Consider the following 21,478-nt stretch of genomic DNA (forward strand, 5'->3'; position numbering starts at 1 on the left):
TGCCCGATCTCAATCCAAGCAGGACGGTGTAGCAAGATACCGCCTTATTCCTTATCCGCCCCACGATAGCGCTGGTAGGGCAGGACGTTCCAGGTACGTGTGGTCAATTGCTTGGCAGAGATCACCGCTGGAATATCGTCCAGTAGGCTGCGGGCTGAATGCAGTTCCCGCACGACCTCTTGCTTGTCCTGATACATGAACTCGTCCGAGGCCTCTTCCGGTGCTTGCTGCTGTTTTTCTTCCAGATCGCTGATCAGACGCTCTTGCTGAAAGCGCAAGGCAGCACGGGCATCTTCAATCCAGGCGGCTTGCATGCTGCGGTTATGGTCCACCACGGCGCTGTACTCGGTGTAGACACCGTTATAAATATCCCCCGCATGGTGTCGGACGTCGTGACTGGCGATTTCTAGATCACGCACCGTCAGTTGAGATGGATCCAGCGGTTCGCTGCGCTTGGCCCCGCCCAGACGGGTGTACTGGGTGTAGTAGGGGAACATGCTCTGGATCACCTTGCTGACGGGCTGAATCGCCTCGCCTTCCTCGCAAAGACCTTTGGGTTGCACGCCTTGCATGGCGGGCAGGATGGATTCGGGGCGGCAAATCTCCTTGGGCGGCATGATGCCGTGACGCAGCATCTCACGAATGCCCGTGCCGGAGATGGTCAGCCTGAAGCGATCATCGTGCGGGCAAGTCTCGGAAGTGGCATGGCAGGCACAGCGTGTGCAGTAAAACACCTCGTGGAACAGGCGCACATCAATGCCCATTTCCTTGGGGCTGAACTGATCAAAAATGCTGTGGCTGGCGTACTTGTCGTAGTAGCTGCCAATCCCGGCGTGATCCCGCCCAATCAGGGCGTGAGTACACCCGTAGTTCTTCATGATCAGGGCATGTAAAATGGTTTCGCGCGGACCCGCAAAAATATAGGTGACACGCAACGGTGACAGGATGGCGCGGTCCTTGGGGTAGTAGGTATCGAGCACGTTCCGGTAGGCCATCATGCGGAACTCATGGCGCACGTATTCACGCTTGGCCATCTCTACCAGTGGCTGCAGGAACAGGCCATCAATCCCCTCCAGCGCATTGCGGTGAATGTACTCGTGGCCCCGGTGCAGTGGGTTTGCGCCGGTGATAAAGCCCGCCACGGAATTGAATTTCTTTTCTTCGTAGAACAGATGCCAGGTGTCCTTGGGTTCGCGCCGCAGTTTCTCGAATGGGCCCCAGTCCACACGCTGCAGCAGGTGCAAGGTGCCGCCCAGGGACACATCGCCCATGCGTCGGTAAATGGAATCCACACCGGGGTGGTTTCTGTCTGTCGTGCCAAACAATTGCTGGGCGCGCTGCTCCTTGTCGTAGGAGAAGATGTCCTCGATGCTAAGGATGGCAACTGGTTCGTTGTCGCTATTGGTCAGCGCCACTTCAGAGCCAACCGAAAGGTCTTTGATAATGTCGCGGTTGCGATCGCCAATGGGAGCAAAGCTCAAGGGCACAGGCCACACCACACCATTACTCAAACGACCCTCTTTGAGCACGGAGTTGTAGTCGGCCTCGTTCATGAAGCCCTTGTTGGGAGAGAGCACCCCGGTCGCAATCATCTCGATGGTGATGACCGCCTCCAGATCCACGCGGATGCTGGGCAGGGAGCGCGCACGTTCGATCTCGTCCTTGACGCGATCTTCCGGGACGACCTGGTTGACCAGCGTCCCACCATGCGGCTGCTGGGGGTAGCGGTCAAAGTTCAATGTTGAGTGCTTCATATTGCCTCCTTTAATGTGCCCCGCGTGATGATGAAAGATAGTTGTTTGTCGGGGCGTTTTTCTGGTGTTGGGTGATAGATGTGCTCTGGGCCGGAGCAGATGCTCTTTGCTTTCAAACGCTCTATTTCTTCTTGTGATGTCGGACGAAAAATCCTTGTCCGAACAGGTGATGCAGCGCTGGCTTGAGTACCGCTTGCGCATCGTTTTGCTGCGGTCGTTTGATACGGCATGACGACAGGGATACAGGCACCGTGTCGGGCTGCTTGGCAGGTGAGGTGATCTTCACCGTGGCCCATGATGCTGCGGCGGTTGCTTGCCCCAGGAGATCTGCCTTGAAATTCAAATTGGGTATAGGTGATAAGCCCTAGATTTTCATGGCCAGATCCCGCAGGAACTGTCCTAGTATTACTTACAATCACGAGAAAAATCATCGCGTTATACCAAAGTAGGAGACAGTGCAGATGACGCCAGCTTGGGTCGTGTTGGCTTCCTTGATTTACGCCGCCATCTTGTTCGCCATTGCCTGGTTCGGAGACAGGAATCCTTTGTATACCCAGCGCCCTTGGCTGCGACCCACGGTCTACAGCCTGGCCTTGGCTGTGTACTGTTCTTCCTGGACCTTTTATGGTGCGGTCGGCTCGGCCGTGCGCTATGGCATTGGTTTTTTGCCTATTTATTTAGGCCCCATGCTGATGCTGCTGTTTGGCTGGCGGATTATTGAACGCCTGGCGCTGGTGGCTCAATCCCAGAATACGGTGTCCATTGCGGACTTCATGGCCAGTCGTTATGGGCGTTCGCAGCGTTTGGCGGCGATGGTGGCGGGGATTGCTGTGGTGGCTGCCGTTCCGTATCTGGCCCTGCAATACAAGGCGGTCGCCTTGAGTTTGAGTGTGCTGGCAGGGACGGAATTTCATGTGGGCCTATTAGGTGATCCGGCCTTATATGTTGCCGTTTTGATGGCCTTGTTTGCCATCCTGTTTGGAACACGGCAAGTGGATGCCACTGAGCATCGACCGGGCTTGATGCTGGCAGTGGCGTTTGAGTCGGTGGTGAAACTGGTGGCGTTGGTTGCCGTTGGTGTGTTCGCGTTTCGCTGGTTTGGGGAGGCTGAGCTCAATATGGTGGGAGCGGTCACCACCTTGTTCGAGAACAGTCCCCCCGTGGGCTTTGTCGGGCAGACCTTGCTGGCTTTTGCCGCCATTATTTGCTTGCCCCGTCAATTCCATGTGGCCATTGTTGAATGTGGGGATGTGGTGGATATACGGCGGGCGCGCTGGTTGTTCGGCGCGTATCTGGTGCTGGTCAGCGTGATGGTTGTGCCCATTGCTGCGGCAGGTGTCAGCTTGTTTGGTGTCGGGGGCGAGGGGGTGGCACCCGATAGCTTTGTGCTGGCCTTGCCCTTGTCGCAAAACCAGGTGGGCCTGGCCTTGATGGTTTATATAGGCGGTTTTTCGGCAGCAACCGGCATGGTGATTGTGACCAGCGTAGCGCTCTCGACCATGGTCAGTAATGACTTGGTGATGCCCTTGTTGCTGCGCCGAGGTTGGGCGCAATACCAGCAAAGCACAGTCGCTTCCACGGTGTTATGGATACGTCGTGTTGCCATCATGGCACTGGCCGGTGTGGCTTACGGCTATTACATGCTCAGCGGCAGCGATACGACCTTGGCTGCCTACGGCTTGATGGCTTTTGTGGCGGTCGCGCAGTTTGGGCCGGGCTTGATCGGTGGCTTGTATTGGCGCGGTGCCAGTCGGCAAGGGGTGGAGGCCGGTCTTTTATTGGGCTTTGCCATCTGGGTTTATACCTTGCTCCTGCCAACGCTGACCGAGGTTGGTTTGCTGGCAGATGACTGGTTGCATCAAGGGCCTTTTGGACTGTCCTGGCTGCGCCCTTATCAGTTGTTTGGCGTAGAAGGCTGGGACCCGCTGACGCATGGCACTTTCTGGTCCTTGCTGTGCAATATCAGCGCATTTTTGTGGGTTTCGTGGCGCAGACGTCCGGGCTTGGGAGAACGTTTGCGTGCCGAGCCTTTTCTGGATCCTTATGCAGAGCGACAGACGCTGGCGGCCCGGCATTCTTATGGGGATCTGTCGGTACACGATTTACTGGTATTAGCGGAACGGATTGTCGGCAAAAAAATGGCGCGTCGTGCTTTTGAGACGCAGGCCAGGCAGGTCAAGCAAGTGCTGGAACCTGGTCTGCGGGCTGATAGTGCCTGGGTGCATTTCACCGAATTGCTATTGGCGGCAGCGGTGGGGGCGGCGTCTGCGCGTTTGGTGCTGACCAGTGCCTTGCGTGGTTCGGGCATGGAAGTGGCCGCCATCATGGCCGTGCTGGACGAAGCGGGGCAGGAGCTGCGCTTCAATCGGGATATTTTGCTGGCTACGCTGGAAAATATTGATCAGGGCGTCAGTGTGGTGGATGCGGACATGCGTCTGGTTGCCTGGAATCAGCGCTACCAGCAGTTGTTCGATTATCCACCCAGCATGCTGTATGTGGGCCGCTCTGTGGCGGACCTGATTCGCTTTAATGCCGAGCGGGGCAAGGTCGATGGCGTGGAAAGCATAGGGGTGGAACAAGCCATAGAACGTCGTATTCAGTTCATGCGCGAAGGCTCTTCCTATGTGACTCAACGCATGTTGAATGACAAGCAGGTGGTCGAGTTGCGGGGGCGGCCTTTGCCGGGCGGCGGCTACGTCACCAGCTATAGCGACATCACACAATACAAGCGCGTGGAGCGCGAGTTGCGCGAGATGAACGACAGTCTGGAGCAGCGCGTTGCGGTGCGTACACAAGAGGCGGAAAAAGCCCAGGAGTCCCGTACCCGTTTCCTGACGGCGGTCAGCCATGATGTGCTGCAACCGATTAATGCGGCGCGTCTGTTTGCCTCGGCCTTGCGCGATACGCACGACCTTGCAGAGATGCCTAATTTGGCCGAGCGGGTCGACACTTCTTTGCGTACGGCAGAAGAATTGCTGGAGGGTCTGCTGGATATTTCCCGTCTGGATGCTGGGGCCTTGAAGCCGGATTTGGGCGTGATCGATGTTCAGCACTTGCTGCAGCATTTGGCGGATCAATACGCGGCCATGGCGGCACGGCGTGGTATCCAACTGCGGGTTCATGCACGACCTTTGCAGGTGTATAGCGACCATCGCTTGCTGCGTCGGGTGCTGCAAAATTTCCTGGCCAATGCCTTGCGATATACGCAGGAGGGGAGGGTGGTGTTTGGTGTGCGGGTTCGAGGTAAGGAACTGGAGTTTCAGGTCTGGGATTCAGGACAGGGCATTCCGTCTCATCATATTCAGCAGATTTATGCGGAGTTTCATCGCTATGAGCAAGCCTTCGATTGGGATGGTCGTGGCCTTGGGTTGGGCTTGTCTATCTGCCAACGTATTGCCGTCCTGTTGGGACACACGCTGGATGTGCGATCCCAAGTGGGGCGCGGCAGCATGTTTTCCATCCGTGTTCCCTTGAGCCAGGCTACCGAACCTGGCAGCTATCCAAATAACGAGTCCAGCAAGCCTGCAGACGGCCTGCCCTTGACGGGCTTGCGGGTACTTTGCCTGGATAATGATCTGGATATTATGGCGGGTATGGAAGTGCTGTTGGGTCGGTGGGGAGCGCAAATCATTACCGCCAATACGGTCGATGGTGCTTTGGAAAAAATCGACTTGCATCCCGAGGTCTTGCTGGTGGATTACCACTTGCATGATCGATTGGACGGCTTGCAGGCACTGCAATTATTGCGCTTGCATTTGCCCCATGCGCAAGGTGCTTTGTTGACGGCCGATGGTAGCGATGAGTTGAAAGCGGCAGCTCGGCAATATGGTTACCTGGTGCTGACCAAACCGGTCAAGCCCGCTTCGTTGCGCGCTTTTTTGGCTGCCCAAATTAAAACGTATTAGCGTCCTGGGGCTCATCCTGGTTCAGGCCAAGGTGACTGGCCATCAAGACGGCCTGGGTACGATTGGAGGCACCCAATTTGCGCAAAATAGCCGTCATGTGAGCCTTGATGGTGGCCTCCGAGACGTTCAGCTCGTAGGCAATCTGCTTGTTCAGTTGGCCTGTGCTGAGCATTTGCAGCACGCGGAATTGTTGTGGGGTCAGTTCGCGCAATTTCGCGGCCACTTCGCGTTCGTCCAGGCTGATGCCAGGGGCACAAGAGCCGATTTCTGGCAGCCAGGTGCCGCCGTCCAGAACTACCTGCAAGGCCACGCCCAGGGTGTGGGAGTCAATAGATTTGGGGATGAAACCCATGGCGCCGTGATCCATGGCGCGGCGCATGAAGCGGGCCTGTTCATGGGCGGTAACCAGAATGATGGGCAGGCAGGGATAGGTCGCTCGTAAATGAACCAGCGCACTGAACCCGATTGCCCCTGGAATATCCAGATCCAGCAAGAGCAGATCGGCGTCCGGATGGTCGTCGACCAGGGGGTATAAATTGGAGATGCGATCCGCTTCGTAAATGGTGGTGCCGGGAAACAGGCTGGCTACGACGCCTCGTAATGCTTCACGAAACAGCGGGTGATCGTCAGCAATGAGCAGTTCATTCATGTGAGGATTATGCCATGTTTACGTTTCTGTCATAGTGCTTGTCAGGATGAGCTGCACATCCGTAAAAACAGGGCACCGAAATGCCCTGTTTTCTGTTCTTGCATGCTGATCAAATCAGCGTAAAAGCCTTAGTGAGCGCTGGCGCTGGCAGCACCAATGCCGGTTTGACTGCGTACGGTCAGAGCCTCGAAGGCTTCTCGTTCCTGGGTAGCGCGGGCGCTGTTATCCAGGGTCGAGAACAGCCAGATCGAGAAGAAAGCCAGCGGGATGGACAGGATGCCAGGGTTAGGGAAAGGCGTGATGGGCTCGGCAAAACCGAATACATCCACCCACACCGTGCTGCTCAAGACCACCCACACTGTGGCGGTGACCAGACCCAGGAAGCCGCCAATCGTGGCGCCCCGTGTGGTGCAGCCACGCCAGGCAATCGACAGCACCAGAACCGGGAAGTTGGCACTGGCGGCAATGGCAAAGGCCAGGCCCACCATGAAGGCGACGTTCTGGTTCTCAAAAATAATGCCCAGCAAAATCGCCAGCACACCCAGCACCACCGTGGAGATACGCGAAATGCGCATCTGGTCTTTTTCGGTCGCGCGTCCTTTGGCGATGACGTTGGCGTACAAGTCATGCGAAATAGCTGCGGCACCAGCCAGAGCCAAGCCTGCGACCACAGCCACAATGGTTGCGAAGGTCACCGCTGCCAGAAAGCCCAGCAAGAGGTTGCCGCCTACGGCATTGGCCAGATGAACCGCCACCATATTGGTGCCACCAATCAGATTGGTCAGCATGTTGAAAGAGCCATCCGGGCCAGTCTGGAAGTACTCGGGGTGCTTGACCAGCAAGGCGATGGCACCGAAACCGATGATGAAGGTCAGCAGGTAGAAGTAGCCAATAAAGCTGCTGGCGTAGATCACGGATTTGCGAGCTTCCTTGGCATCGGCCACGGTGAAGAAACGCATCAGGATATGGGGTAGGCCAGCGGTACCGAAGGCCAGCGCAATCCCCAGGGACAGCACGTTCAGCGGGTTGCTGCTGACGGCAGCGCCGGGTTCAAGAATGGCGTGCCCGGTGGGGTGCGTTTCCACGGCTGCGGCCAGCATGGCATCGACATCCCAGTAGAAAGCGGCCAGAACCAGAATCGTCATCAGCGTCGCACCGAACAGCATCAGGACAGCTTTGATGATTTGTACCCAGGTGGTGGCCGTCATGCCGCCAAAGGTGACGTAAATCATCATCAGCGAGCCTACGATGACAACGGCCACGTTGTAGTCCAGACCAAACAACAGCACGATCAGTTTGCCGGCGCCTACCATTTGCGCGATCAGGTACAGGGCAATGATCAGCAGCGAGGCGCTGGCCGCCAGAATCCGCATGGGGTTCTGGGACAGGCGAAACGAGGTCACGTCAGCAAAGTTGTAGCGGCCCAGATTGCGCAGGCGCTCGGCAATCAGAAACATCACAACCGGCCAGCCGAACATGAAACCGATGGCGTAAATCATGCCGTCAAAACCGCTGACGTACACCATGCCTGCAATCCCCAGGAAGGAGGCGGCGGACAGATAGTCCCCGGCAATGGCCAGGCCGTTTTGAAAGCCGGTCAAACCGCCACCGGCGGTATAAAAGTCCGACGTGGTGCGTGTGCGGCGGGCCGCCCACCAGGTAATGCCCATAGTCCCGGCAATAAAGATCAGGAACATGACAATGGCAGAGGTATTGGCCTGGCCGGGCGAGGCGGCCATCGCATTGTTGCTGGCCAGACTGAACAGGCCCAGGCTCAGAAGGAATGTCTTCATGTCACGTCCTTCATGATTTGAGCCAGCAAGGGGTCATACACCTTGTTGGAAATGTAGACGAAGGCGGACACCAGCACGACGGCGCTCAGCAGCACAATGACAGCGCTCAGTACGCCGATGGTCATGGTCATGGAGCCAACGGAGCGGCTGAACAGTTCGGGATCAAAGGCCAGGGTCAGGATAAAACCGGCGTACACAATCACGGTCAAGCCGAAAAAGATCAGACTCATGCGGTTGCGTTTTCTAAGCAGCTCTTGATAGGCAGGGTGCTGGGTGACTGCCGTCACGACAGTATTGGCTGAACTCATTCTTATGTCTCCTTATGGGGTTTGATGATTCTTGGCATCGAGGCTCTCTAAACACGGCGTGTACAGGGAGTTGGCGCTTGCGGGCGCTCTGTGTACAGCATGTATAGAACGAATCAACGTTTCCCAATAGGCGACTTTGGTCGTAGATGGTGGGCGAAGGCTCTGGTTTCGGAGCCTTGATTTGGCTAGACGACGGCACGGCATTGCGCCGTAATCGACAAGCGATGCTGGTTTTTTTTGGGAGGAAGGTGGTCTTATATCGTGTGAGGAAAAGAATGCGATATTTCAATCGGCGAGGGGAAGTAAATGACGCAGGATCCTTGCAGGTACAAGATTTGCCTCTCCTGCCCTGAGTCGGTCGCAGAGATTCAAAAGAACGCGCTTTTTTTGCTCAAAACAGCGCTTCAGCGGCGGCAAGCTCTTGTGCCGATTCATCGCGGCGGTCGGCACCACGCACTTTCAGTACTTCGGACAGGAGAAGATGGGACAGGCTGGCAACGGCCACCGAATTATCCGGTAACTGTTCACGTCCGGGCTGGCAGGGCAGGGACCAGCGGGTCTTGGGCCGCTGTTTGTAATCCTGGTCGGTGATCAGCACGATGTCCGCACAGCGTGCTTCCAGGTGCTGGATCAGCTCCGGCATTGGGCTGGCGCGTGGATGCAAATCAAAAATAATGAGCACATCCTGGTGCTGGATGTCAGTCAGGTATTCGGAGACTGTCTGACCTGCTCCGGGGATGAGTCTGACCCCCGGCATGAATTTGGACAAATGCCAATGGAAATGCCCGGCCAGAAAGTAGTTTGCCTGCAAACCTATCAGCCAAACCTGCCGCGCACGACTGATAGCCTGGCTGGCTTCCAGTAGTGCCGACTGGGACAGATGCCGGTAGGTGTTGCCCAGCTTGCTATAGCTTTCCTGCAGGTGCGAGTGCAAGGTTGTCTCACCCGGAGACAGAGGCGAGTTGACGGGGGTGAAAGAATCATCTGTTCTTTCCGAGCGAATCTGTTTGCGTGCCGCTTCGTAGTTGGCGTATTCCAGGCGGCGGATCAGGCGTGTGACCGTGGCATTGGACACTTGGGCCAGGCTGGCCAGCTCCGAGGCGTTGTAGCTGGACAGATCCCCCGAAAAATCCAGTGTGAATTGGGCCAGACGTCGCTCGGAAGCGGGGAGGTCACTAAGGATGGCGCGTACGCGGTCAAGAAAAGAGATGTTGCTGGTGTCTGGCATGGTACTGGGCGTAGCCCTGTTTTTTTGAGTCAAGAAAAGCGGGTGATGCGGGGGGCTTATTATGCAGCTCGTGGGTATTGCTTGTAGGTCTCAAGGCCTCATCCTACCAGAGAATCTACGGCGTTTAATTTCGCTGGGGTTCGTTTAATTTCAAGCCTGTTTGAGAGTTTGTCCTTGATTGCTAAGCAGAACTTTCTCTGCGTGTGAATCAGCCGATGGCTTTGAAATAGTCCTGCGCAGCGATCAAGGCATCGGTAAACGTGCCATGTACAAACTCCGTGCTGATTGCCACCATCAAGTTCGAGGGCAGGCCAAAATCCTCAATAAGTGCGCCATTACGATCGCGCCATATCTGGGTGGCCGGGTCCAGTACGACCGGGCTGTAGTGTTCGCGCACGGTATCCAGAACCGTATCGGCGGTAGAACGGTAGGTGAAAACAGGCAAACCCTGAGCCACGGCATAGCCAATTTCAAAGGCGGTGCCAGTATCAATTTCCGCACCTCGAAAGGGCGTGATATTGGCCAGTACTGCATCGGCCTGATCCAGCAGGCGGATATTGTGATGATAGATGGAGGAGGCTTCGATTTCTTCCTGATCAACGGGATGCAAGGGTTGGAAGCCAAAGTCTCGTACCAATTGCTTGTGCAGTGTGGCACGCTCGGCGGCATCGCTGAAAAACACGTCAGGACCCGCTAAATAGATACGCTTCATCTTGACTCCTTGTTGCATCGGGCTAAGTGGAAAACTATGCCGGTCCAGGCGCTAAGCCTTGGTATACCGGAGTTCGTGAGGATATGGCGATATTGAACCGTAGCAGGGCATTCGGGGTGGCCACCTGAATGATGATATACGATCCCATCGGCCTGAACATGGTGCTGGGTGCAGGTATCTGGTCCGGTTTTGTGCTTTGTCGTTTTGCCTGTTGCTGCGGCGTCACGGATGGTGATGGGCCGCTTCGTAGCTGGCAAGGCCGGGTTGCCACACAAGAAAAAGGGACCAGTTCAGGTCCCTTGTTGCCTTGCAAAGCGTTGTGAGCCTTAGTTGGAGTTGCTGCGTCGATACAAGCTCAAAGCAATCCCCAGACCTGCCAGCATGCCTGCGCAGCCCCGGTTTAACCAACGCATGGCCTGGCCAGAAAGCAGCCGCATGGCGTGATGACCGCCTACGGCGTATACCGTCATCAGGGCAATATCAATGAGGGCCGTGACCAGTGCCAGTGTGATGTACTGGGCTGCAATGGCCTCTTCTGGGCGGATGAATTGTGGCAGAAAAGCCGAGAAGAACAGTAATCCTTTAGGGTTGGATAAAGCAACCAGCAAGGAGCGTAGGAAGGCGGTGCGACCTGACTGGATATTGCTCAAGGGAGCTCCTGTCTGGATGGTTCGGACAGGGGCGTGCCACAGTCCATAGGCCAGGTACAGCAGGTAGGCCGCACCGATCCATTTTACGACAGAGAAGAGTTGTTCAGAGGCAAGCAGCAGTGCTCCCAGTCCACCGCCTACGGCGGCGATCAGAATCAGGTCCGAGAGCGCTGCACCCGCAATACCGCAGGCCGCGATTCGTTTTCCCCCATGAGCGCCATTATTCAGGGCCAGCAGCATCGTTGGTCCCGGAATGACGGTGACAGCAGCGACGGCAACGATATACAGAGAAAGACTGGCTACATCCACGAAGACTCCTTGATAAGCGCCTGACTGCGCAAGCATCTGGCAGATGCCCACACCCCAAAGTACGGTGACTGGTGTCTGGGCTGAGGCAATCGGGTTCGGATTACATACAAAAAAGGCCAGCCTGACTGGCTGGCCCCTTGTGCGTCAAGGTGTCAAATCAGGCACGGCCAGGTTCAAGTGTGGCTGCGGCAGTAAACAGCACATCCGTCGAGGAGTTCAACGCCGTTTCGACTGAGTCTTGCACCACCCCAATCACAAAACCGACGCCCACAACTTGCATGGCGATATCGTCGGTAATGCCGAACATATTGCATGCTAATGGAATTAGCAGCAACGAGCCACCGGCCACGCCAGAAGCACCGCAAGCGGCAACTGTGGCCACCAGACTGAGCAGTAGGGCAGTGGGCAAGTCAGCCTGAATGTTCAGTGTGTGTACAGCGGCCAGTGTCAGCACCGTAATTGTGACAGCAGCACCAGCCATATTGATGGTGGCACCCAATGGAATTGAAACGGAGTACGTGTCTTTATTCAGCCCCAGACGTTCGCACAATGCCATGTTCACGGGGATGTTGGCGGCAGAACTGCGGGTGAAGAAAGCCGTGATGCCGCTTTCACGCAGGCAGGTAAAGACCAGCGGGTAGGGGTTGCGACGCAACTTGGCAAATACGATCAGGGGGTTGACGATCAGGGCCACCGCCAACATGCAGCCTACCAGCACGATCAGCAGCAGGCCGTATTGGCGCAGGGCATCAAAGCCAGACTCTGCAACGGTTACAGCCACTAAACCAAAGATCCCCAACGGCGCAAAGCGAATCACCAGTCGTACCAGGGAAGAGACCGAGTTGGCCATATCAGTGAGCAGGTCACGAGAGCTTTGTGAACCATGTTTCAAGGCCAGGCCCAAGGCAATGGCCCACGCTAAAATGCCCATGTAATTGGCGGTAAGCAAGGCATCAATCGGGTTCACCACAATATTGGTCAACAGATCCAGCAGCACCTCGGTGATATCGCTGGGCGGATTCAGTGTGGTGTCGGCCAGATCCAGTTTGAGTTTGACGGGGAAGGCGAAACTGGCGATCACGGCAACCAGTGCGGCCAGAAAGGTGCCCATCACGTACAAGAGCAAAATAGGGCCCATGCGGCTGGAGGACTGGGCTTTTTGATTGGCGATAGAGGACATCACCAGCACAAACACCAGAATCGGTGCTACCGACTTCAAGGCAGAGACAAACAATTGGCCCAGCAAGGCGATCGACTGCGCAGCTGCCGGTGCAAAGTGCCCCAACAAAATACCGGCGATCAAACCGATCACAATTTGAGTAACAAGACTGCCGTGCAGGATAAAGCCTAACGGGCCTCTGGCTTGACTGGCGGGATGGGTCATGGAAAGCGACTCCAGACAAAAGGGTAGGTGTGACGTACGTGAAAAACGCCCTGGCGAGGACTCAGCCAGAGCGCGGAAGACGGTTATTCTAGCACCAGGCGCTATACATTTTGTAGCCGATGTGGTATGGTTACTAATCCACATGGGGTCGACATGGCTTCGACGTGGGTCAAGAAGCAGCACAGGGCGTGTCGAGCACCAGTACGCTCGTAAATCCACTGGAAAACTACAAACGCCAACGACGAGCGTTTCGCTCTAGCCGCTTAAGGCTGGGCCACTGCACTAATTTGTCTTTGGGTTAGGTAGGGCAACCTACAGCAGTGTTATTTACAAAGAATCGAATCGGCCTGTGCCACGTAGTCCGGTTCTAAAACTTAGTGGATCGCCAAGGAAAGGCCTGTCAATTGGCATAGTCCAAGGTTAAAACTTAAAATTAATTGACTACACATGTAGAACTGTCTGTGGACGGCTTGCGGACGGGGGTTCAATTCCCCCCGACTCCACCAAGAAATCCCAAGAAACCCAACAGCGTAACGGCTGTTGGGTTTTTTGTTTTCTGCTTGCTCAACAACGCTTTAGGGTCATAATAATCCCTTCATTTACAACACAAGAGGGGATCAATATGTCTCGTTGGGTGTTCTATTGCGCGCCAGGGACCTGCGCGCTCGCAACCCATATTGCACTGCATGAAGCAGGGGCAGACTTTGATGTGGTCAAGCTGGATTTTGGTGCCAATCAACAGCAAAGCCCGGAGTTTCTGCGTGTCAATCCCAAGGGGCGTGTTCCGGCACTGGTGACAGAGCAGGGAACATTGACAGAAACCCCGGCTTTGCTGGCTTTTGTGGCACAGAGCTTTCCGGCTGCCAAGCTGGCACCGTTGAATGATCCTTTTGCATTCGCCCGTATGCAGGAGCTGCACAGCTACCTGGCATCTACGGTGCACGTGGCCCACGCGCACAAGCGTCGTGGCTCTCGTTGGGTCGATGATCCTGCTGTGGAAGAAGCCATGCGCGCTAAGGTTCCGCAAAACATGACGGCGTGTGCGGCTTATCTGGAATCCTTGATTGTTGGTCCCTGGGCGTTGGGCGAGCAATTCAGTGTGGCCGATGCGTATCTGTACACCGTGGGTGGCTGGCTGGAGGGGGATGCCGTTGATATGAGCCAATTCCCTAAACTAAGTGCCTATCTGGAGCGGGTGGGCGCGCGCGAGGCTGTGCGTAAGGCCGTGGCCGAGGCCGCTGCCTGAGCACGTTGCTACCTTGGGGAGTCTCACAGGCTCATTCAGGGCTCAAACAATAAACCTAAGCTTATTCGTTGCAGGGGAGCGGTTTTTCTAGGCCTTGCTCTCCTGCACCTGTTTTTCTGCTGCCACCGCCTGCATCGCGCTGCCAATGAAATCGTCCCCTTGGCGGATTAAGGCTGCTGATGCTGCCTCCACATCCCGAGCCTCTTTATTCTGACTCAGCTTGGTTTTGCCGATCAGGCTAGTGATCTCAATTTCAATCCCGACGATGGCTTTGAGCATGGCGTCGATATAGTCCTTGGGCCCATCCGTCATCTTCCAGGGCACGGGCTGGCTGGCTTCGTGGATGCGGGTCAAGCGTGCCACGGCACCGCGAACATAGCGTTCCTCATCGCGTATCGTCACCTGCCCATAGGCATGGGCCACGATGTAGTTCCAGGACGGGACTTGCTTATGTGTTTCCAGCTTGCTGGGAAACCATTGCGGAGAGATATAGGCGTCCCCTGCTCGAAATATCACCATCACTTCGTCGCCGTTCTCCAGGTCTTGCCATACGGGGTTGTTTCTGGCGACGTGACAGTGCAATACCCCTTGTGCGCCTTCTTTAGGATGCAGCATGAAGGGCAGGTGATTCGCACTTAAACCACTTTTGCCATTGGCGACCAGAATGCCCAACGGATGCTGGGCGATCAGCTCGTGCAGTGGTTCAGGTCGGGATTCATTGAAGTGTGCGGGGATATACATCGTCGTCTGTCTGGGCTTGGGATTGAGGGTCAATGTGTCTATTATTGGTCTATTCTGGCTCATTGAACTGTGCCAGTTTGGTGCTATTTTCATGGACCACAAACAATGTCTCGTACCGCCCATAATCCGAAGATTCCTTCCCTTGGTGAGCTGGATCGAAACGCAGGCACCCTGGGGCGTCAGCTAGCGCAGAAGCTGCGCGAAGCAGTAAAAAACGGTGCGCTCAAACCGGGTGAATCCTTACCGTCCACGCGAGCCTTGGCGGCATCCTTGGGTGTGGCCCGTGGCACGGTCGTGGAAGCTTTCGAGCAATTGATTGCCGAAGGTTTTTTGGAGTCCTTGCCGGGCGTAGGTACTTATATCGCCCCGTCGCTGGGCCATCCCAAGGATGCCGCCAAGAAGCGCAGGGCGGCATCGCTGCCTGCCCAGCCTGCGCCACCCGCTGCCCAGCCATTCAATACGGTTGCGGCTCAATTCCAGCCTTTGCCGTCAGCCCCGTTTGCTGTGTCGATTCCCTTGGGTGCTGCTGCACCCGGACCTATCTGGCGACGCTTGGGAAATCGTTTGCGGGCACATGGTCAGGGCGCGCCAGGTGGCTATGGTGATCCTCAGGGTGCCTTGCCTTTACGGGAAGCCATCGCGGAATACGTGCGCCGTTCCCGCTCGGTACGCTGTGAGGCCGAGCAGGTAATTGTGACAACGGGCACTCAGCAAGGTTTGTTTCTGGCTTGTCTGGTCTTGATGAGTAGGCAGGATTTCGCCTGGGTAGAGAACCCGGCTTATCCTGGCATTACCGCGATTTTGAATACGGTAGGTTCGCCGGAACGTATGGTTCGTGTGCCTGTGGATGAAGAGGGGCTGGATGTGGCTGCGGGCATACGCTTGCAAGCCGATGCGCGGGTCGCCTTTGTGACTCCTTCGCATCAATACCCTTTGGGCATGCCCATGAGCATGGCACGACGCAATGCCTTGCTGGCGTGGGCACGCGATAAGTCCGCCTGGGTTGTTGAGGATGATTACGACAGCGAGTTCCGCTACTGCGGCCATCCTTTTCCTGCCATGCAGGGCCTGGACCCGGAGCGAGTGATCTATCTTGGAACCTTTAGCAAGGTGCTGTTTCCCTCGCTACGTCTGGGCTATGCGATTGTGCCGCCACCGTTGGTACAGGCTTTTTGCGGAGCGCGAGTCCTGCTGGATCGGCATCCGCCCAGTGCAGACCAGCATGTCCTGGCCAGCTTTATTGCAGAGGGGCATCTGGAGCGGCATATTCGGCGTATGCGTGGGGTATACACGCAATGCCGCAACCATCTTTTTGAAATTGTGCGTGATGTCTTGCCTGGTGATTTGACGCGTCTGCAACCCAGCGATCAAGGGATGCACTCGGTCTTGTGGTTGACCGCACAGATTGACGATGTGGCGGTGGCGCAGCAGGCCATGAAAGAGGGCGTGGCCGTGCGTCCGGTCTCTGCCATGTATCACGCCGGTGAGGGGCCCCCAGGGCTGATTTTGGGCCTGAGTGCGTTCAGTCCAGAGCAAATGAAGGAAGCGGCGCAGAAACTGGCGCGCATTATTTCTGAGCAGGCTCGACCTTCCAAGACCAAAAGAAAACCTTGAGTTCGATTCTCTTGATAAGTCTGTTGCAAAAGCTGGCGTGAGCCCGCTTTTTTACCATCTATTGCGATTGGCAAACCCTGGCCATTGCTTTCCTGCGAAGGACGCCAAAGAGCTCATTACGCTGGAACTGGCAGTAATGAGGTGCTGGCTGCCTGCTCAAGGGCCCTGCCCATATTGTGCAAGGTGTCGGAGCGGATAGCAGCATGTTGCCAGTACAAAGGTATATCCAGCCAAAGGCCGGGGGCGATCAAGGACAGTTCCTGGCAGGCTAAGGCATTGCTGACCATGGAGTCCGGTGCCAGACACCAGCCCAGGCCCAAAGCCGCCGCTTTCACAAAGCCGGTAGAGGTGGGCAGATAGTGGATGGGAGGGGTGACAGATTCAGTGGTGATCTGACGTATAAAACGCCACTGCAATTCGTCCTTGCGGTTAAAGACAATCATGGGGGCTTGGGCCAACGAGCCTGCGTCTACTTCTGAACTGAAGTACTGGGCTACAAATTCTGGAGAGGCAATGGCTTGGTAGCGCATGATGCCCAGTGCTTGAACTTTGCAACCTTGCAGGGGTGTCGGTTCGGCGGTGACGGCACCTAGTACGGAGCCATTGCGTATCAGTTCCAGCGTGTGGTCCTGGTCATCCACGCGCACATCAAACAGGTAGCCATGTTCCTGGCTTAGTTGGGAGAGGGCTTGCAGAAACCAGGTGTCCAGCGAGTCACTGTTGACCGCAATGGCGATGGGTCTACGTGGGCCAGTTCGCTCTGGCAGAAAATCGGCGACAGCCTCTGCTTCCAGGGTTTGCATGGGACGTACACGACGCAGCAGCAACTCGCCTGCTGGTGTAGGACGGCAAGGTGGTTGGCGCAGGACCAGAACCTGTCCCAGTCTGTCCTCCAGCGCTTTGATACGTTGCGAGACAGCCGACGTGGTGATGTATAGCTTGCGTCCGGCCGCTTCAAAGCTGCCTTCCTCCAGAACTGCCGTAAACGCTCTTAATTGCGGGTGCAACAGATTCATGATTCGCCTATGTATTTAGAAATTCTTAATTAAGTACAGAATAATTAGCTTTTCTTAAATCGTAAATGACAGCATCCTATCGCAATTGTTGAATTTCGTGGGTGGATGGCATGTTCTTCTCTGTGCTTGCGACTGGTTTTTTGACGGGTGCTGGCCTGATCATGGCCATAGGCACACAAAATGCCTTTGTCTTGCGGCAAGGGCTGGAGCGTAGGCATGTGGGCTTGGTGGTCGCTATCTGTGCCTTGGCCGATATCGTCTTGATTCTAGGGGGCGTGGCTGGCATTGGTACCTTGGTAGAGGAATGGCCAGGCTTGCTGCAAGTTCTGCGCTTTGGCGGCGCGGCTTTTCTTGCTTGGTATGGGCTGTTGGCCGCACAACGGGCTTGGACGGGCAAGGGCAGCTTGATGGCTGGGCAGGGTAGCGAGCGCAACCGTCGTCGTATCTTGCTCACTTGTCTGGCATTTACTTTTTTGAATCCTCACGTGTATCTGGATACGATGGTGCTGCTAGGTAGCCTGTCTACGCCGTATCCTGGCCACTTGCAGTGGGCCTTTGCCTTGGGGGCCTGTGCAGCCAGTGCCAGCTGGTTTCTGGCCTTGGGCTATGGGGCGCGATTGTTGCAACCCGTGTTTCGTCAGCCTTTGGCCTGGCGTGTGCTGGATGCCAGCATCGCTGTTTTCATGCTGGCTTTGTGCGCTGTATTGCTGTTGCGGCCCTTGCATTAAGCGTTGTGGTCCCTGATCGGTACCTGACTCTCTTTATAAAGGATGTGTTGTGATCTCTATTCGTCCGGTTCAGGCGCATGAATGGCGCACGTATCAAGCATTGCGCCTCAGTGCCTTGCGTGATTCTCCCGATGCTTTCGGGAGTACCTATGCCGTGGAGTCCGCACATTCTGAGCATTTCTGGCAGGAGCGGATCCAAACCGCTTGTGCATCCGAGGCAGACCATGTCTTGTTAGCTGACAAGGAGGGGCAAGCGTGTGGTCTGGTCTGGTGCAAGCTGCCCGCCTCGGAACCTGCCGTGGCTGATATCTATCAGATGTGGGTGGCACCCTCCGCGCGTGGCTTACAGGTAGGCTATGGCCTGCTGGATGCGTCAGTGAAATGGGCAAACAGTAAGCAGGCGGCTTGTATACGTTTGAGTGTGACTCTGACGAATGCGGCAGCCGTCCAGTTGTATAAGAAGTATGGTTTTTCGCCTAGCGGTGAACCTGAGCCGTTGCGTGAAGGCTCGTCTTTGATGTCGCAGACCTTGGTACTGGATTTAGCAGGCTAAAGCCCAGCAGATGAAGGCAGCCCCTTGAGGAGTCTGCTAGCAAAGGGTGGCTTTCCTTTATGTCTTGCTGGTCTGTGGGGCGATGTGCCCTATTCAAGGCGCATTTTCTCAAACGCTCTACTGAATGGCTTTCAGGTAGCAAAGCAGAGTAATCACCATTTTCAAAATAGAGTATGTTTGTAATCTATTGTTGATTTTCAGAAAAGCTTGTGCAAGGATAGCTGCTATTCATAATCTATTTATGTAGGCAGCAATACGCACTCGCACACTTTCTGGAGAATAGTCGGATGAGTCTTACCGCAGTTGTCTATCTTGACGATCTGGCCCTGGGGATGGAGTTTCGCAGCGCAGAGCATGCTCTGGATGAGGCGCAAATTATCAGCTTTGCCCGCCAGTTTGATCCGCAGCCTTTCCATCTGGATGCGGAAGCGGCCAAGGACACGTTCTTTCAAGGTTTGGCTGCAAGCGGTTGGCACACTGCTGCCATCACCATGAAGCTGTTGGTGGACAGCTTGGAATTCAGTCAGGGAATTATTGGTGCCGGCGGGCAGATAGACTGGCCACGGCCCACGCGTGCTGGTGATGTCTTGCATGTGCTCAGTAAAATCATCGACATTCAGCCCTCTCGCTCTAAAGCGGACAGGGGGATGGTGACGGTGGAGTCTCACACCATGAATCAAAATAATGAAGTGTGTCAGCGCTTGATTGCCAAGTTGATTGCTTTTCGTCGTCCGGAGGTTTGAATGGGGCGTGTCTCGCGTGAGCAGGCCGAACGCAACCGCGAACGGGTGCTGGAAACGGCATGCCGGCTGTTTCGCAAACATGGGGTGGAAGGGGTCTCGATCGGGGACATCATGAACGATGCGGGTCTGACGGCTGGCGCCTTCTACAAACAGTTTGCCTCCAAAGAGGCCTTGATTGAGGAGGCTTCCCGTTTTGCCTTTACGCAGTCTTCGGCATCCTGGCAGCGTATCAACCAACGCTATGAAGAAGATGCCGTACAAGGTTTTCAAGCCTTGATGCGACGTTACTTCAAGCATCGTCCTCAAACTCAAAGCTGCCCGATTTTGGCCTTTTCTTCCCTGGCTAGCGGCCTGCCTGCCGATGCGCAGACCACGGCAATTTACAGTGAAGGGGTAGAGCACTTGTTTGAGCAGTTTCGCCGCCTTGCCTTGCAAGCCTGTGCCGAGCAGTCCGAAGAGCAAGTCATGCTCTTGTTTGCCGCCATGTTGGGGACAGGGATGATCAGCCGGGCCATGGGTGATACCGCGTTGACGCAAAGTATGCAGGCGGCTGTTCTGGCCGCATTGCCTGGTGGGGGATCTTGTCCTCAATAAGTCGATTTTCAGAATAAAAAACGCCCGATGTGCTGTATCGGGCGTTGGTCACTACATCAAGATCTATTGACTTCTCAGTCCCTGCTTGGCAACGTTTTCTGCTTAGGCGGTTTGCACAGTACTCTCAGCGGGAAGTGCTGCTTGCACAAACTCAGGCCGTTCCGTACCGTGCTTGATACGGTAGTCTTTCAGGAACTTGGCCATGCGGCCGATGGCCTCGCGCAGGTCGGGCTCGTGGGGCAGGAACACCATGCGGAAGTGGTCCGGATGAGGCCAGTTAAAGCCTGTACCTTGCACCAGCATCACGCGTGTGGCTTCCAGCAGTTGCAGGAAGAACTGACGGTCGTCCTTGATGGGGTAAATTTCGGGATCCAGACGCGGGAACATGTACAGAGCAGCGTGGGGCATGACGCAGCTGACCCCGGGAATGGCGGTGATCAGTTCGTATGCCAGATCGCGTTGACGACGCAGGCGTCCGCCTTCGCAAACCAGGTCGTTAATGCTCTGATAACCACCCAAGGCCGTTTGAATGGCCCATTGGCCGGGCACGTTCGCGCATAGCTTCATATTGGCCAACATGCTCAGCCCTTCGATATAGTCAGCGCCGGCCTGCTTGTCGCCCGAAATCACCAGCCAGCCTGCGCGGTAACCACAGGCGCGGTAGCTTTTGGACAAGGAGTTGAAGGTCAAGGTCAGCACGTCGGTGGACAAGCTGGCCATCGCGGTGTGCTTCATGTCGTCAAACAAGACCTTGTCGTAGACCTCGTCGGCCAGCAGCACCAAATTGAATTCGCGGGCAATATCGATCAGGGCTTGCAGCACCGAGTCGGGGTAGAGCACGCCGGTGGGGTTGTTCGGGTTGATGACCACCAGACCTTTGGTGCGTGGGGTGATCTTGGAGCGGATATCGTCCAGATCAGGTATCCAGCCATTGGCTTCATCACAGAGATAATGGACGGGCGTACCGCCGGACAGGCTGGTAACAGCCGTCCACAGCGGGTAGTCGGGCATGGGCAAGAGTAACTCGTCGCCGTCATCCAACAGGGCATTGGTCGCCATGGCAATCAGTTCAGAAGCACCATTGCCCAGATAAATGTCTTCCAGCGTCACGCCCTTGATGCCTTGTTCCTGGGTGTAGTGCATGACGGCTTTGCGCGCGGCAAAAATACCTTTGCTGTCCGAGTAGCCCGAGGAATTGGGCAGGTTGCGGATCATATCAAGCTGGATCTCTTCCGGGGCATCAAAACCGAATACCGCCAAATTGCCGATGTTCAGCTTGATCAGTTGCTGACCCTCGTCTTCCATTTGCTTGGCCCGGTCCATGATGGGGCCGCGAATATCGTACAAAACATTCGCCAATTTGTTCGATTTCTTGATGCTATTCATGATGCTGGTACTCGGATTCCATGTGTGCTGCAGAGGATAGTTGGCAGGGCTGATGCCTGACCAGCCTTCTACCTTACCGCATGCGAGGGGCTCGCTTGGTAAGCATCAAGCTTAAAATGTGGCATTGTCGAGTTTTGGCGACACTCTTTTTGTCAGAAGATCGGC

Annotated in this window: 20 protein-coding genes and 1 other RNA gene; 9 read left to right on the forward strand and 12 right to left on the reverse strand. The window is 55.7% G+C overall.

The window, feature by feature from the left end; all coding sequences use genetic code 11:
* Positions 1 to 44 precede the first annotated feature (44 nt).
* Together AB7E06_RS06415 and AB7E06_RS06420 are read right to left on the reverse strand one after the other, a co-directional pair.
* Positions 45 to 1,754, reverse strand: a complete 1,710-nt coding sequence (locus AB7E06_RS06415) for a sulfate adenylyltransferase (protein WP_094197198.1) — start codon at positions 1,752 to 1,754, stop codon at positions 45 to 47.
* The gene (locus AB7E06_RS06420) at positions 1,751 to 2,185 is read right to left on the reverse strand and encodes a hypothetical protein (protein ID WP_159086127.1); all 435 of its coding nucleotides are present in this window, start codon (positions 2,183 to 2,185) and stop codon (positions 1,751 to 1,753) included. The genes AB7E06_RS06415 and AB7E06_RS06420 overlap by 4 nt, the downstream gene beginning before the upstream one ends.
* Positions 2,186 to 2,215: 30 nt before the next feature.
* On the opposite strand from AB7E06_RS06420, the gene AB7E06_RS06425 reads away from it, so the two are divergent.
* Positions 2,216 to 5,659: a hybrid sensor histidine kinase/response regulator gene (locus AB7E06_RS06425; protein ID WP_427955785.1), complete on the forward strand. Its 3,444-nt coding sequence runs from the start codon at positions 2,216 to 2,218 to the stop codon at positions 5,657 to 5,659.
* On the opposite strand, the gene AB7E06_RS06430 is transcribed toward AB7E06_RS06425, so the two are convergent.
* The 5 genes from AB7E06_RS06430 to AB7E06_RS06450 all read right to left on the reverse strand — a co-directional run bounded on the left by AB7E06_RS06430 (position 5,646) and on the right by AB7E06_RS06450 (position 10,349).
* The gene (locus tag AB7E06_RS06430; protein ID WP_230017775.1) at positions 5,646 to 6,308 is read right to left on the reverse strand and encodes a response regulator transcription factor; all 663 of its coding nucleotides are present in this window, start codon (positions 6,306 to 6,308) and stop codon (positions 5,646 to 5,648) included. The genes AB7E06_RS06425 and AB7E06_RS06430 overlap by 14 nt on opposite strands.
* A 128-nt stretch (positions 6,309 to 6,436) precedes the next feature.
* Positions 6,437 to 8,101 (reverse strand): cation/acetate symporter ActP, encoded by a 1,665-nt coding sequence (gene actP, locus AB7E06_RS06435; protein ID WP_094197195.1) that lies wholly within the window; start codon positions 8,099 to 8,101, stop codon positions 6,437 to 6,439.
* Positions 8,098 to 8,409, reverse strand: coding sequence for a DUF485 domain-containing protein (locus AB7E06_RS06440; protein WP_094197194.1), 312 nt, complete (start codon positions 8,407 to 8,409; stop codon positions 8,098 to 8,100). The genes actP and AB7E06_RS06440 overlap by 4 nt, the downstream gene beginning before the upstream one ends.
* Before the next feature lie 391 nt (positions 8,410 to 8,800).
* Entirely contained in the window at positions 8,801 to 9,637 is an 837-nt protein-coding gene (locus tag AB7E06_RS06445; RefSeq protein WP_094197193.1) for a MurR/RpiR family transcriptional regulator, read from the reverse strand.
* A gap of 208 nt (positions 9,638 to 9,845) precedes the next feature.
* Positions 9,846 to 10,349, reverse strand: a complete 504-nt coding sequence (locus AB7E06_RS06450; protein WP_094197192.1) for a nucleoside 2-deoxyribosyltransferase — start codon at positions 10,347 to 10,349, stop codon at positions 9,846 to 9,848.
* A 128-nt stretch (positions 10,350 to 10,477) separates the two neighbouring features.
* Here AB7E06_RS06450 and AB7E06_RS06455 point away from each other — a divergent pair, with 128 nt between their 5' ends.
* Positions 10,478 to 10,672, forward strand: coding sequence for a hypothetical protein (locus AB7E06_RS06455; protein WP_094197191.1), 195 nt, complete (start codon positions 10,478 to 10,480; stop codon positions 10,670 to 10,672).
* Positions 10,673 to 10,675: 3 nt separating this feature from the next.
* Here AB7E06_RS06455 and AB7E06_RS06460 read toward each other — a convergent pair whose 3' ends face one another.
* The gene (locus AB7E06_RS06460; protein ID WP_125276598.1) at positions 10,676 to 11,308 is read right to left on the reverse strand and encodes a LysE family translocator; all 633 of its coding nucleotides are present in this window, start codon (positions 11,306 to 11,308) and stop codon (positions 10,676 to 10,678) included.
* Positions 11,309 to 11,465: 157 nt separating this feature from the next.
* On the reverse strand, positions 11,466 to 12,692 hold the full coding sequence (sstT, locus tag AB7E06_RS06465; RefSeq protein ID WP_094197189.1) for a serine/threonine transporter SstT: 1,227 nt from the start codon (positions 12,690 to 12,692) through the stop codon (positions 11,466 to 11,468).
* Positions 12,693 to 12,836: 144 nt separating this feature from the next.
* Here sstT and ssrA point away from each other — a divergent pair.
* Together ssrA and AB7E06_RS06475 are read left to right on the forward strand one after the other, a co-directional pair.
* Positions 12,837 to 13,198: a transfer-messenger RNA gene (ssrA, locus tag AB7E06_RS06470) on the forward strand.
* Positions 13,199 to 13,314: 116 nt separating this feature from the next.
* Positions 13,315 to 13,938: a glutathione S-transferase family protein gene (locus tag AB7E06_RS06475; protein ID WP_094197150.1), complete on the forward strand. Its 624-nt coding sequence runs from the start codon at positions 13,315 to 13,317 to the stop codon at positions 13,936 to 13,938.
* An 87-nt stretch (positions 13,939 to 14,025) separates the two neighbouring features.
* On the opposite strand, the gene AB7E06_RS06480 is transcribed toward AB7E06_RS06475, so the two are convergent.
* Positions 14,026 to 14,679, reverse strand: a complete 654-nt coding sequence (locus AB7E06_RS06480; protein ID WP_094197149.1) for an FMN-binding negative transcriptional regulator — start codon at positions 14,677 to 14,679, stop codon at positions 14,026 to 14,028.
* A gap of 105 nt (positions 14,680 to 14,784) precedes the next feature.
* Between AB7E06_RS06480 and AB7E06_RS06485 the strand changes: the two genes are divergently transcribed.
* The gene (locus tag AB7E06_RS06485; RefSeq protein ID WP_427955795.1) at positions 14,785 to 16,293 is read left to right on the forward strand and encodes a PLP-dependent aminotransferase family protein; all 1,509 of its coding nucleotides are present in this window, start codon (positions 14,785 to 14,787) and stop codon (positions 16,291 to 16,293) included.
* Between the two features lie 116 nt (positions 16,294 to 16,409).
* On the opposite strand, the gene AB7E06_RS06490 is transcribed toward AB7E06_RS06485, so the two are convergent.
* Positions 16,410 to 17,309, reverse strand: a complete 900-nt coding sequence (locus AB7E06_RS06490; RefSeq protein ID WP_427955798.1) for a LysR family transcriptional regulator ArgP — start codon at positions 17,307 to 17,309, stop codon at positions 16,410 to 16,412.
* 110 nt (positions 17,310 to 17,419) lie between these two features.
* Here AB7E06_RS06490 and AB7E06_RS06495 point away from each other — a divergent pair, with 110 nt between their 5' ends.
* The 4 genes from AB7E06_RS06495 to AB7E06_RS06510 all read left to right on the forward strand — a co-directional run bounded on the left by AB7E06_RS06495 (position 17,420) and on the right by AB7E06_RS06510 (position 19,927).
* Positions 17,420 to 18,037, forward strand: a complete 618-nt coding sequence (locus AB7E06_RS06495) for a LysE/ArgO family amino acid transporter (protein ID WP_094197146.1) — start codon at positions 17,420 to 17,422, stop codon at positions 18,035 to 18,037.
* Between the two features lie 49 nt (positions 18,038 to 18,086).
* Positions 18,087 to 18,590: a GNAT family N-acetyltransferase gene (locus tag AB7E06_RS06500; protein WP_108727687.1), complete on the forward strand. Its 504-nt coding sequence runs from the start codon at positions 18,087 to 18,089 to the stop codon at positions 18,588 to 18,590.
* Positions 18,591 to 18,877: 287 nt separating this feature from the next.
* Complete coding sequence (locus AB7E06_RS06505) at positions 18,878 to 19,333, forward strand: MaoC family dehydratase (protein WP_108727686.1); 456 nt, start codon at positions 18,878 to 18,880, stop codon at positions 19,331 to 19,333.
* Entirely contained in the window at positions 19,334 to 19,927 is a 594-nt protein-coding gene (locus tag AB7E06_RS06510) for a TetR/AcrR family transcriptional regulator (RefSeq protein WP_094197143.1), read from the forward strand. It begins immediately after the preceding gene.
* 102 nt (positions 19,928 to 20,029) lie between these two features.
* Here the strand turns inward: AB7E06_RS06510 and AB7E06_RS06515 are convergent, their stop codons facing one another.
* Positions 20,030 to 21,313, reverse strand: coding sequence for a pyridoxal phosphate-dependent aminotransferase (locus AB7E06_RS06515; protein ID WP_094197142.1), 1,284 nt, complete (start codon positions 21,311 to 21,313; stop codon positions 20,030 to 20,032).
* Positions 21,314 to 21,478 lie beyond the last annotated feature (165 nt).

This window comes from Alcaligenes sp., assembly GCF_050255915.1.
In the GTDB taxonomy this organism is placed as follows: Bacteria; Pseudomonadota; Gammaproteobacteria; order Burkholderiales; family Burkholderiaceae_B; genus Alcaligenes; species Alcaligenes aquatilis.

What these genes read in the sequence shown, in the direction of transcription:
- AB7E06_RS06415 (WP_094197198.1), bottom strand. Translation starts at nt 1,754, where the DNA reads ATGAAGCACTCAACATTGAACTTTGACCGCTACCCCCAGCAGCCGCAT.
- AB7E06_RS06420 (WP_159086127.1), bottom strand. Translation starts at nt 2,185, where the DNA reads ATGATTTTTCTCGTGATTGTAAGTAATACTAGGACAGTTCCTGCGGGA.
- AB7E06_RS06425 (WP_427955785.1), top strand. Translation starts at nt 2,216, where the DNA reads ATGACGCCAGCTTGGGTCGTGTTGGCTTCCTTGATTTACGCCGCCATC.
- AB7E06_RS06430 (WP_230017775.1), bottom strand. Translation starts at nt 6,308, where the DNA reads ATGAATGAACTGCTCATTGCTGACGATCACCCGCTGTTTCGTGAAGCA.
- actP (WP_094197195.1), bottom strand. Translation starts at nt 8,101, where the DNA reads ATGAAGACATTCCTTCTGAGCCTGGGCCTGTTCAGTCTGGCCAGCAAC.
- AB7E06_RS06440 (WP_094197194.1), bottom strand. Translation starts at nt 8,409, where the DNA reads ATGAGTTCAGCCAATACTGTCGTGACGGCAGTCACCCAGCACCCTGCC.
- AB7E06_RS06445 (WP_094197193.1), bottom strand. Translation starts at nt 9,637, where the DNA reads ATGCCAGACACCAGCAACATCTCTTTTCTTGACCGCGTACGCGCCATC.
- AB7E06_RS06450 (WP_094197192.1), bottom strand. Translation starts at nt 10,349, where the DNA reads ATGAAGCGTATCTATTTAGCGGGTCCTGACGTGTTTTTCAGCGATGCC.
- AB7E06_RS06455 (WP_094197191.1), top strand. Translation starts at nt 10,478, where the DNA reads ATGATGATATACGATCCCATCGGCCTGAACATGGTGCTGGGTGCAGGT.
- sstT (WP_094197189.1), bottom strand. Translation starts at nt 12,692, where the DNA reads ATGACCCATCCCGCCAGTCAAGCCAGAGGCCCGTTAGGCTTTATCCTG.
- AB7E06_RS06475 (WP_094197150.1), top strand. Translation starts at nt 13,315, where the DNA reads ATGTCTCGTTGGGTGTTCTATTGCGCGCCAGGGACCTGCGCGCTCGCA.
- AB7E06_RS06480 (WP_094197149.1), bottom strand. Translation starts at nt 14,679, where the DNA reads ATGTATATCCCCGCACACTTCAATGAATCCCGACCTGAACCACTGCAC.
- AB7E06_RS06485 (WP_427955795.1), top strand. Translation starts at nt 14,785, where the DNA reads ATGTCTCGTACCGCCCATAATCCGAAGATTCCTTCCCTTGGTGAGCTG.
- AB7E06_RS06490 (WP_427955798.1), bottom strand. Translation starts at nt 17,309, where the DNA reads ATGAATCTGTTGCACCCGCAATTAAGAGCGTTTACGGCAGTTCTGGAG.
- AB7E06_RS06495 (WP_094197146.1), top strand. Translation starts at nt 17,420, where the DNA reads ATGTTCTTCTCTGTGCTTGCGACTGGTTTTTTGACGGGTGCTGGCCTG.
- AB7E06_RS06505 (WP_108727686.1), top strand. Translation starts at nt 18,878, where the DNA reads ATGAGTCTTACCGCAGTTGTCTATCTTGACGATCTGGCCCTGGGGATG.
- AB7E06_RS06510 (WP_094197143.1), top strand. Translation starts at nt 19,334, where the DNA reads ATGGGGCGTGTCTCGCGTGAGCAGGCCGAACGCAACCGCGAACGGGTG.
- AB7E06_RS06515 (WP_094197142.1), bottom strand. Translation starts at nt 21,313, where the DNA reads ATGAATAGCATCAAGAAATCGAACAAATTGGCGAATGTTTTGTACGAT.